8 protein-coding genes are annotated in these 10,985 nt (G+C 54.8%); 2 read left to right on the top strand and 6 right to left on the bottom strand.

Annotated features, from left to right (window positions below):
- Positions 1-1,146, top strand: a 1,146-nt coding sequence (gene tnpC / locus AWB69_RS17790; protein WP_062087044.1) for an IS66 family transposase, incomplete at its 5' end; no start/stop codon positions are given.
- 185 nt (positions 1,147-1,331) lie between these two features.
- Here the strand turns inward: tnpC and AWB69_RS17785 are convergent.
- The 5 genes from AWB69_RS17785 to AWB69_RS17760 form a co-directional block, all read right to left on the bottom strand.
- Positions 1,332-2,624: an aminotransferase family protein gene (locus tag AWB69_RS17785; RefSeq protein WP_062087041.1), complete on the bottom strand. Its 1,293-nt coding sequence runs from the start codon at positions 2,622-2,624 to the stop codon at positions 1,332-1,334.
- A 92-nt stretch (positions 2,625-2,716) separates the two neighbouring features.
- Positions 2,717-3,502, bottom strand: a complete 786-nt coding sequence (locus tag AWB69_RS17780) for an IclR family transcriptional regulator (protein WP_062087039.1) — start codon at positions 3,500-3,502, stop codon at positions 2,717-2,719.
- 322 nt (positions 3,503-3,824) lie between these two features.
- On the bottom strand, positions 3,825-4,778 hold the full coding sequence (locus AWB69_RS17775) for an IS5 family transposase (RefSeq protein ID WP_062087037.1): 954 nt from the start codon (positions 4,776-4,778) through the stop codon (positions 3,825-3,827).
- A 1,093-nt stretch (positions 4,779-5,871) separates the two neighbouring features.
- Positions 5,872-7,032, bottom strand: a complete 1,161-nt coding sequence (locus AWB69_RS17770) for a branched-chain amino acid ABC transporter substrate-binding protein (protein ID WP_062087035.1) — start codon at positions 7,030-7,032, stop codon at positions 5,872-5,874.
- A 258-nt stretch (positions 7,033-7,290) separates the two neighbouring features.
- Positions 7,291-7,974: an RraA family protein gene (locus tag AWB69_RS17760; RefSeq protein WP_156528885.1), complete on the bottom strand. Its 684-nt coding sequence runs from the start codon at positions 7,972-7,974 to the stop codon at positions 7,291-7,293.
- A 184-nt stretch (positions 7,975-8,158) separates the two neighbouring features.
- Between AWB69_RS17760 and AWB69_RS17755 the strand changes: the two genes are divergently transcribed.
- Positions 8,159-8,950: an IclR family transcriptional regulator gene (locus AWB69_RS17755; protein ID WP_062087031.1), complete on the top strand. Its 792-nt coding sequence runs from the start codon at positions 8,159-8,161 to the stop codon at positions 8,948-8,950.
- A gap of 345 nt (positions 8,951-9,295) precedes the next feature.
- On the opposite strand, the gene AWB69_RS17750 is transcribed toward AWB69_RS17755, so the two are convergent.
- Positions 9,296-10,795: an aldehyde dehydrogenase gene (locus tag AWB69_RS17750; protein ID WP_062087029.1), complete on the bottom strand. Its 1,500-nt coding sequence runs from the start codon at positions 10,793-10,795 to the stop codon at positions 9,296-9,298.
- Positions 10,796-10,985: the final 190 nt, after the last annotated feature.

The following is a 10,985-nucleotide window of genomic DNA, read 5'->3' as shown; positions in this document are numbered from 1 at the left end:
GAAGTCAAGGCGTCGGTGCTTCAGCACGTGCGCTTCAAATATGCATGCCGCCACTGCGAGCGCCACGCCGAGCGCACGCCGGTCATCACCGCACCGATGCCGGCCCAGCCGTTGCCGGGCAGCAATGCCAGTGCGGCAATGATCGCCACGGTCACCGCGGGCAAATACGTTGACGGAACACCGTTGTACCGGATGGCCCATGCGCTGGCGCGTGCGGACATCGAAGTCGGACGCGCTACGCTGGCGAACTGGATCATCCGGCCTGCTGAGCTGCATTACAGCCGTTTGTACGAGGCGCTGCGCAAGACACTGCTTTCGCAACAGCTGATTCACGGCGACGAAACAACGGTACAGGTGCTCAAGGAGCCGGGCAAAGCCGCCCAGAGCACCTCGTACATGTGGGTGTACCGTAGCGCTGAAGACTGCTCCGAACCCGTCGTGCTGTTCGACTACCAGCCGGGGCGCGCTCAGCAATATCCCCAGGCGTTCCTCGCCGGCTACAAGGGTCTGCTGATGACCGATGGATACGCCGCCTGGCGCACGCTCGAAGGTCCGACCCACTTCGGCTGCCTCGCCCACGCGCGACGCGCCTTTGTTGATGCCTTCAAGGGCATGAAGAAACCAGGCGGGCGGGCCGCACATGCACTGGAATACTTCAAGGCGCTCTACCAGGTCGAAACACTCGCAAAGGGAGATCTGCCCGAAAGCGAGACGCGCGTCGATTACACCTTCCGGCTGCGCCACCAACATAGCGTGCCGCTGCTCGAGTCCTTCAGGAAATGGCTTGACGAACTGGCACCGCAGGTCCTTCCTGAGAGCCTGCTGGGCAAGGCGATCGCCTATACACGCAATCAATGGACGTACCTGAGCCGCTACGTGAACGATGGGCGTGCCCCAATCGATAACAACGTCATCGAGCGCGACATCCGGCCATTCTGCACGGGCAGATCCTCGTGGCTGTTCAGTGACACGGTTGCTGGTGCGAAGGCCAGCGCAATGATCTACAGCTTGATGCTCACATGCCGAGCGTGCAACGTCGAACCCTATGCATATCTCGTACGGGTACTCAGCGAATTGCCGCAACGAGCATTAGACGCCGATGTTACCGACCTGCTACCGTTTAACTTCTTGAAGCCTACGGCTTGACCGCGTAAGCGCTTGGTCCGAACCGGATTGACGCGACCGTTACCACGCGGCCATATGGTTCCGCGTGTGCCAGATTGAGCGCTTACGATTGTTGAAGCGCGCGATTTCAGTGCCGCACTCGATGGATATCGTCTCCAGAACGTGGCGGAGCGTTTTTACAATTTTCTCTAATTGCTGAACGGTGCTTACATAGGGGGCGCAAGGAGCACTGTGTCACCAAGCAGTCCATCCGCAGCCCCTCGGCCGGCAATGAGGAGTACGCCACACTCCAACGCACGATCAACAACTAGATCGGAGATGCGTAGGTCGCTGGAGAACGGTTCGTTTTTCAGGTTATCTTCTACTAGTTCAACCGCCCACAGAAAACCGGTTCCCCTAATGTCGCCGACGATGCGCAGGTCACGAAGCGCTTGAAGAAGTTGGCCAAGATATCGTCCATTCCGCTCTACGGTCGTCAGGAGGTCATTACGCTGGATATGCTCAATCACTGCGTTTGCCACGCAAGCGGAGAGCGCGTGACCGGTGAAAGTCTCGTAATGCACAAAATTCCTGCCAGACGAAGAAAATGCCTCGAATACCTTGCCCGCTACGACTAACGCTCCGACCGGTGAGAACCCGCCCGCAAGACCTTTTCCCAAGGTAATAAGGTCCGGCACCACCCCGCTGCGAGACGTTGCAAACCACGCCCCGGTTCGTCCCACCCCACTAATGACCTCGTCAACAATCAATAGAACGTCGTACTTATCACAAATAGTTCGTACTTCTTGTAAATAACCGTCCGGCACCTCCAAGGCCCCTAACGGTGCTCCCGCTATAACTTCTTTAATCACCGCCGATACCTTGTCGGGACCAAGTCGTAGAATTTCGGTCTCAAGCGCTGACGTGCACTCGAGAGCACATGATGAACGTTTCTTGCCCCACGGACATCTAAAACAGTAGGGTGGATCGATATGAGGGCGCTGCGCAAGCAAGGCCTCGAACGGGGCCCGTTTATGAAGATCGCCCGTCATGGCAAGTGCTGCCATGGAACTGCCATGATAGCTACGCCACCGGGATATCACTTCTGTTTTTCCGGGATTGCCACGTATTGTGTGATATTGGTAGGCCATTTTTGTCGCCGCTTCATTGGCCGCGGTCCCCGAACTACAGACCCACACCCTTGAATGCGACATTGGAGACAATGCCGCCAGGTTTTTGCAGAGCCGCAACTCCGGTTCGCTGGTGAAGTTACGCGTATTAGTGAATGTGATCCTTGACGCCTGCTCGGCCATAATCTTTGCAATGGACTCGATGCCGTGTCCTAAATTGCAAACGAACGAACCCGATGATCCATCCAGATATGATTTCCCTGCGTGATCAAAGAAAGTCGCACCGACACCTTTCATCGCGACTTTGTATGTCCGATTGACGTCTCTGTGGAAAACGTGTCGATCATTTTCATCGAGCAACGCTGATGCACCCGACTCGATATCGTCCATATCTTCTTCTCCAAGCCTGGTAGAACGAGGTGGTCGAGACCGATGACCTCGAAGTAAGAGCACTCTAGCCGCCTTCAAACATCACGCTTTGCTTAGTCGAATATAAGCGGCATGAGCGCTCGAATATTGTCGGCAAGTACCGATAGCCGCTGCCCGACTTGCCCCGTTTCGGTTTGCGCTGGTGTCATTGAGCAGGATGGTATTCCACAATTGACCGCTAAAACTTCGCCGGTAGCCATCCTTCCCAATGGACTGGCAAAGGCGAAGATATCGGCACGCCAAGTTCCGAACACTGTGCAAAAGCCATACTTTGAACACGCCTCCATCCCTGCCAAAGCCTGAGCGCCATGAGCTGCCCACTGCTCTGGACGGAAACGCTGCATTCGCTGCCGATACTGCTTCAGACGACTCTCTTGCATTATCGATAGCAGGGCTCGCCCCATTGCTGTCGTCGCAAGTGGCGCACTGAATCCAACTTCTGGCCGATGTTGCATGGTGTTGTTCGGGTGTACCGACTCAACAAAGACATAGTCCATATCACTCGCAACCGCGATGGACACAGCTCCGCCCGTGCTTGCTGCGAACTCCCGCATCAACGGCCTTGCTTTTTGTCTGTCAACTAACCGTGTCACTACGGGATAGCCGAGAGTAAGTGTGCGCCCACCAACCTCGAACTTCCCTCGCGACGCTCGCACAAGAAAACCGAGTTCCACAAGCGTGGTTGTCATTCGGCCGACAGATGGACGAGGCAGCCCGACCTTCTCAGCAATCTCCGCATTAGTCGCCGCGCGACCGTAGGACGCGAAAGCCTGCAAGACTTCTAGTCCTTTTGCCAGAGTCGTTGATATACCCCCATCAATCCAACCCGCTTCTCTCATGGTGTGTGCTCCACGCCGCTTGGTCCGCTGTGAATCCGGGGGATTTTTGGGCCATAACAGTCATCAAAGGTCGAACTCCCGATGGCATCTCTGGAACACCCGCGTTTTAGCATGCGAGGGAGTTCTCGACGGGGTGAATCCATGCGTGCGCCTTGGGTGGTCAATGCAATCGAAGCCGTTAAGGAAGGTCTGAACAACGCGCTTTTAAGCACGACATTTTGTTTCAAGGACGGTTTGTCGTGGCGAAGGTCGGTAGGATGGGGAGCATTGCCCAGGTAACCGCGACGAGTCCTGATCCAAGCTCATCGCATGCTGCATTTTTTCACGCTTTTCGCAACGACTTACGTGCCATCCACAGATTGCCCAACGCAAACAGCGTCGTGATTTGAGCGGTGTTTTTGGTCAGCCCCCGGTATCGCGTTTTCATGTAGCCGAACTGTCGCTTGAGAACTCGGAACGGATGTTCCACCTTCGCGCGAATGCCTGCTTTCAAGCGCTCGATCTGATCGTATATCGCATCAATGGGGTCCTTCAGGTTTAGCTTTCTTCGCTTACCGGGCCGCATCGCGACGTGCCATCGTACTGGGCGTGCGTGCTCACGCTTCTCGATACCCTGATAACCCGCGTCAGCGTACACATCCGTTTCTTCGCCGTGCAACAACGCCTGCGCCTCGTTGATGTCGTGCACGTTTGCCGCCGTTCCGATGACGGTATGCACCAGGCCCGACTCCGCGTCCACGCCAACATGGGCCTTCATTCCGAAGTACCAGTTGCGGCCTTTCTGCGTTGGTTGCATCTCGGGATCTCGTGTGCCCGAGCCGTTCTTGGTCGAGCTCGGCGCTGCGATCAAGGTGGCGTCAACGGCTGAGCCTGCCTTGAGCATCAACCCCTTATCAACCAGAATCTCATTGACCAGTGCAAGCATTTGGGCAGCGATTCCATGCGTTTCGAGAAGATGCCGAAATCGAAGAATCGTGGTCTCGTCTGGCAAGCGGGCCATGCCACCATCGAGGCCCGCAAATTCGCGATATAGCGGCACGTCGTACAAAGCTTCTTCCATCGCCGGGTCCGACAGCCCGAACCACTGTTGCATGAAGTGGATTTGAAGCATCGTCGCCACAGGAAATGGCGGTCGCCCCGTCTTACCTTTCGGGTAATGTGGCTCGATTAAGGCAATCAACTTTGACCACGGCACGACTCCCCTCATCTCGTCGAGAAACTCACGTTTGCGCGTGCGCTTCGTCGACAAATTCAATCCAAGATGAAGTTGCGTCATCGCATTACCCCGTTTCAGTCACTGCGTTTAGAGTAGTACACGCCGCCCCCGATTGCAGCAGTTTTGCAGACCTTCCTTAACTAAATTTGGCTCCATGTGTTTATGGTAATCAGCGATCTGGCAAACGTCGATATTTCATAAATAATGAAGATCACTTGTCCATATATCGGACAATGCTCAATAGTGGTGCAACAATCAGAATTTTTTTATCCCTATTTGAGGTTGTTTTATAAAGCTATGGCCACCCCAATTTTGCAAGACTGGTTTTCGATATCGTTCAACTGGTTGCGGGTTACGATTGGAATCAGAATCACACTTCCTGAGGATAACGTAGGATGGCATGGATACCATCTGCGACGAGCAGCCTCAGGCCGTTCCAGCGCATTGAGTCGCATGGGGTCGGGCCAGCGAAATCAATCGAGCTCGGGCCAGTTCGAAGGGTTCTGCCCACAGCCCTCGTTGCGCCTTGCTGCAAGACTTCGAGCTGACGGCGTGCAGGCCCCCGCCACTGTCGCCTAGCGCACCAATAGTTCGTGCAGTTCGACCTGCATCCTGACATACATGTCCTACATCATCAGCGCGGCCATTCACGGCAAGATCAAGATTCGATTGCGGGAAAATGCAGCGAGAGAACGACACGCACGATCAGCGAGCCCGAATCAAACAGGAAATCGGAGAACTCAGTGCAGTAGTGAGCAGGCACGCAAAGGACGGACGTCAGCGCGCGCGAAGGTGACTGAGCCATATCACAGACAGCCCAAGAGATTGATGACATCAAAGGAAGGATCATTCAGCGCGGAATGCGAGTCCGGCCCCCCCCGCAACTTATCCGTGAACAAGGGGCGTGTCACAAGACACCGTACAGCCCCTCGTCATCTTTAGTCGGCCGAATATCGCGCACGGGCCAATAGGCATATTGTGAGTCTAACAAGGGCCAGACACCATCTGACCTTCGCGCTAGCCGGCGTAAGGGCCGCTGATTATGCAGACGGAACATCTTCGGACCCGAGGCGGCGCGCAATGATCTATGCACCTGTCGCTGCAATTCGACCTACGTGCAGTTCGGCCAACCCTTACTCCCTTCGCCGGCGGGTCATTTACCAGTTTGTGTCACTATGGCAACCCATTTACCTTGCTTCACCTGATAAAGCGTCGATGAGCCGCCTTTCAGTGCACCGTTGGACTCGAACGCAATTGGGCCGGTAACGCCTGTGAACGAGATATCTTTAACGGCGGTCAAGTACACCTTCGGGTCAACGGAATCAGCTTTTTGCATTGCCTTGATCGCAGCCCAAGTCGCATCGTACCCGAAGGGAGCGTACGACTGCGCTGGCAAACCAAAGGTCCTCTGAAACCGCGCGCCAAACTCTTTCCCAGTCGGCAAGTTCTCGAGCGGGCTACCCGGTTCCCACGCCATCACGCCTTCACCGGCGGGCCCCGCCAGTTTAAGAAAATCGGAATCGGCAACAGCGCCGCCACCTACCAGTTGAGCAGTCATTCCAAGCTGTTTCATCCGTTTCGCGACACCTGCTGCTTGCCGGTCGAGGCCACCAAAGAAGAGCAAGTCGATGTTTGCCCCTTTGAGAGCCGTGAGTTGTGCGCTGAAGTCTACCGTCTTGTCGTCGCAATACTGTCGATCGACAATCGAACCACCCTCGGCTTTGACAACCTTGTCGAAGTGGTCCGCTTCCCCTTGCCCGAATGCAGTGCGATCGTCAAGAATCGCGATGCGCTTTGCCTTTGATACCCGGACCGCATATTTGGCGGCACGTCCGGCATTGTCGTCATCCGTCCCGAGCACGCTGAAAATATGATCAAAACCTCGTTGATTGATAATCGGATTTGTGGCCCCCGGATTGATCATTACCATCCCCGCTTGTTGGTAGATAGCCGATGCGGGTATTGTCGTTCCTGAATTGAAGTGTCCAATCACTACGGCTACGTTGGAGTCGAGTAGCTTTTGCGCTACCTGCACCCCCACGCGCGGATCAGCCTGATCGTCCTGAGCAACGATAGAGAACTTGACAGGCTTCCCACCGATGAGGATCTTCTGCGCGTTCGCATCGTTAAGCGCAAGTTGCACTCCGTCTTGCAGATCCTTGCCAAAACTAGCGCTCATCCCTGTCAACGGACCTGCAAAGCCAAATTTCACATCTTGCACCTCACCAGCACTGGCGGATGAAGAGATCGCAGCGAAGCCAACAGCACAACTCAGGATCCGAAAGGTTTTTTTCAGTTTCGTTGGAATGTACATGACTATGTCTCCTCTGTTGCTGCGCATGCAGCTCTGTATGGGCCGGCCGGTAATTTGCACCGCCGTTCCCTTCATGTTTAAAGCAGACGTTTCCCTTGGCATCGGAGATGGTTTCCCGCGTAGTCATCGTCAGCTTCTGGATTCAAAGAAAACTAGTATCGACAGGTCGATGAACGACTGACATCAAGTGACGCCGCTCCCGGCTCCCGATTCCCGATTCCCGATTCCCGATTCCGAGACCATCAATAGCGGATGCCTCTACAGAACGTGAAACTGTTCGTATGCCTCAAAAAGGCTTGCACCACCCTTCACCGCGTCCCGGAACTGATCCTCTTTCCCTGCCTTGCCGAGAGCCAGTGCCAGGATCTCGTCCGCCATGCCGGACGGCACAACAGCCACCCCATCGCGGTCGGCCACAATCACGTCGCCAGGTTCGATGCTCACGCCATCTACTTCCACGCGGATGTCGAACGCGACGACCTTCTGCCGGTTGAAACTGTCGTAGGGAGAAATGAAGCGCGAATAAACAGGAAAGCCCATTGCTTCAACCTGTGCCAGGTCCCGCACCCCGCCATCGGTCACGATCCCGGCCGCTCCCCTGCGCAGCGCCGCGGTGGTGAGCAACTCACCCCAGATGCCGGACCTCTCCGAGTTGCCCGTCGCGCAGACAACAATCTCGTCCGCCTGCAAACTATCAACCGCTTTCAACTCGAGCTCATAGGTGGCCGGATCATCATGTGCAAAATCCATCCAGAGCAGTGTCTTGGCCGCTCCGATCACAACCTTTTGAACCGTGCGCGGAATGACGCCCGGTTTCAGCGCCTGATGTCGCAGGCCCTTGCTGTCAAGAATGTCCAGAATCAGCGCTGTTCCCAGTCGATCTGCAGCCCGCTTCCAGTCCCTCATTGAAACACTCGTACCTTGTGATGTTGATTGATTCACGACGACTCTGTCCTTTTTGAATGTCTGCCCGGGAGGTGGATACCCTCATCCCCGTGGTAAGCCACGGGATATGCACCGAAGCACAGGCACTGCTTCGGCTGCAAGAATGACGTGATCAGTAGACCAGAGCCATTTTTCTCCGTACAGTAACGATAGTTTCGCCTAACGGAAAAATTGAGCTTCCATGAAAACCCTAACCGAAATGCCACGAGGCGGTTACGTCGTTGCCCCTGTATGGAAGGCAATGAAGGTTCTCGAATTTGTCGCAGAAAGCGGCCGGGCTGTTTCGATGACCGAAGTCGCGAACGCCCTCGGATTGCCGAAGACGACAGTATTCCGATACTTGCAAACGCTTAGCATCACGACGTTCTTGCAGCACAACGTTAGCCAAGACAGGTATGAGCTGGGCAGTAGATTCCGTGCGTTAGCGCGGACTGACAACAGCCTGCATCGTTTGCGCGAAGTCGCCGTACCGGTCATGCGGGAGCTGAATCGTGAGTTCAACGAAACCATCAATCTCGCGATCGAGATGAACGGAGAGATGGTCTACATCGAAGTGATTGAGGCGACTCGTGCCTTGCGCATTCAGGCTCGGATTGGCAGCCGGGAGCCGATGCATTCCACCGCGCTTGGCAAAGCATTTCTCGCTTACATGGGAGAGGCTGAACGAGAAACAGCATTAGCCGGTTCGCTTTCCCCAAAGACGTATCGGACGATAAGAGACTCCAAAGTGCTGCGCCGTCAACTGAGCGAAGTGCAAAAGACCGGATATGCCATTGAAACCGGAGAGAACGAGGACGGCGCCGTCTGCATCGGGGTGCCCATCCTGGACGACCTGTCTTGCCCAGTCGCGGCGCTCAGCTTGTCGGTACCAGAACAGCGGCGAACAGAGACAATGCTGTCAAAGGCGAGTGACGCCCTGAAAAGCGCCGGGTTGATCATTGCACAGCGAATGCGGGAAGGTTACGTTCTCTGACGTGCACAAAGAACGTGTATGAGCAGGATAGTTGACGGCTCGCATCGGCACCGTCTCGGCGGTCAACGACGTCAATCGCCGAGTAGTTTTTGAGAGCCCGCGGGCAAGCATGCCCGCTCGCTGTATTCGCGTGCTTTGAAGTGGAACATGTACGCTCGCAAGTCGTAATAGGTTCGGCAAGGCTCCCTATGATGTAAGTCCATCAATATGGGCCTTGAACATCCTTAGATGGCAGATCAGTTGCAGGCTGCGGTGTAAAAAGTGAGCCATGCTCTTCTCCTCGAAGAATCAGGGCCCACCAAAGGAGACAACGCACTTACCAGACAATTACCTTCAGCATCAAAATTAACGCAATTGGATCCAGATTGTCTTCAACTGCGAGTACTGGTCATGAGCGGCAAATGACTTTTCGCGCCCGCCAAATCCCGACTGCTTAAAGCCGCCAAACGGTACCGACTGATCACCTTCCGAAAAACAGTTAACCGATACCGTTCCTGCTCGAATGGCCCGTGAAACCTTATGCGCCGTGTGCAGATCATTAGTGTAGAGAGATGCGGCGAGACCATAGTCAGAGTCGTTAGCGATCCGTACAGCATCATCGGTATCTCGGAATGTGATCGTCGACAGGACCGGACCAAAGATTTCCTCACGGGCGATCTTCATCTTGTTATCGACCGAATCAAATACCGTTGGCTCAATGAAGAACCCCCCCGTTTCCTGAAGGATGCGTTTTCCTCCAAGCACGATTCGTCCACCCTCAGATACGCCCGCCTCAATGTATCCGAGAATTCGCTCCATGTGCCTTTCTTCGATCACTGCACCAAGCTTCGTACCCGCGACCAACGGATTGCCCACTCGCCAGGTTTTGAAATGCTCAACCACTGCGGCAAGCAAACGATCCTTGACACCCTCGTGAACAAGTAGCCTTGACCCGGCACTGCAATTTTCGCCTTGAGAAAACAAAATACCCTTGGCGATCTGCTCGACGACCGGTTGAAGATCGGTAACGTCCTCCATCACAATAACTGGACTCTTTCCGCCGAGTTCCAAGGTGATTCGCTTGATGTTTGATTCCGCTGCATATTTCAAGAAGTAACGACCAACCTCCGTCGAACCAGTAAACGTCAGGCAGTCGACGTCCATATGACGGCCGAGCGCTTGCCCCGCAGTTTCTCCGTATCCTGGAAGGACGTTGAAGACGCCAGCGGGAATTCCTGCTTCTGCAGCCAGTGCGGCGAAGCGGATTGCAGTCAATGGAGTCTGCTCGGCAGGCTTGACAATGATAGAGTTGCCGGCAGCTAGCGCTGGCGCCACTTTCAGTGCCAGGATCACCAATGGGAAATTCCAGGGGATAACTGCGGCTACCACACCAATCGGCTCCCGCACAATTAACGAGACAACATCTCCCGCCGTTGGTGAGACCTGGTCATAAAGCTTGTCGATCGCCTCCGCGTGCCAACGCAACGTCTCAATGCAATCAGGAAGATCAACGGCCAGAGCGTCGTCGACGGGTTTTCCTGTGTCAAGACTTTCTAAGAGGGCCAACTCCTCGATGTTCGATTCGACGAGGTCAGCAAGTCTCAGCAGTGCCCACTTTCGATCTTTCGGGCTCAGATTGCGCCAGCGCCCGTCTTCGAATGCACGCCGTGCCGCTTCAACAGCACGATTGACGTCCGCAACGTCGCACTCCGCAACTTCGGCAAGGACCTTTCCGGTTGCCGGATTGATCGTGTGAAAGGTCCTCTCGCTCAAAGCGCCAACAAAATCTCCGTTGATGAACGCTCGACCCTCAATGCTTAGATTCGTAGCTCGGGTCGCGAAGTCCGGACGAGTTACATTGCTCATCAAAAGTACTCCTTTGTATTGCAATTTTACGACTCTCTACGGACATGGTCTTCACACGAATCCTATGCCACGAAGATCATCTTTATCGTTAATCAGTCGATTTCAGTGTCGAACGCTACAAACACACATTGTCCATCTTTCATCGATTTCTCAGATCCGGCTGCATATGCTCAAGCTCTCCGGACCTAGA

It is taken from the genome of Caballeronia udeis, from assembly GCF_001544555.2.
In the GTDB taxonomy this organism is placed as follows: Bacteria; Pseudomonadota; Gammaproteobacteria; order Burkholderiales; family Burkholderiaceae; genus Caballeronia; species Caballeronia udeis.
This window is presented reverse-complemented; position numbering and strand designations above follow the sequence as displayed.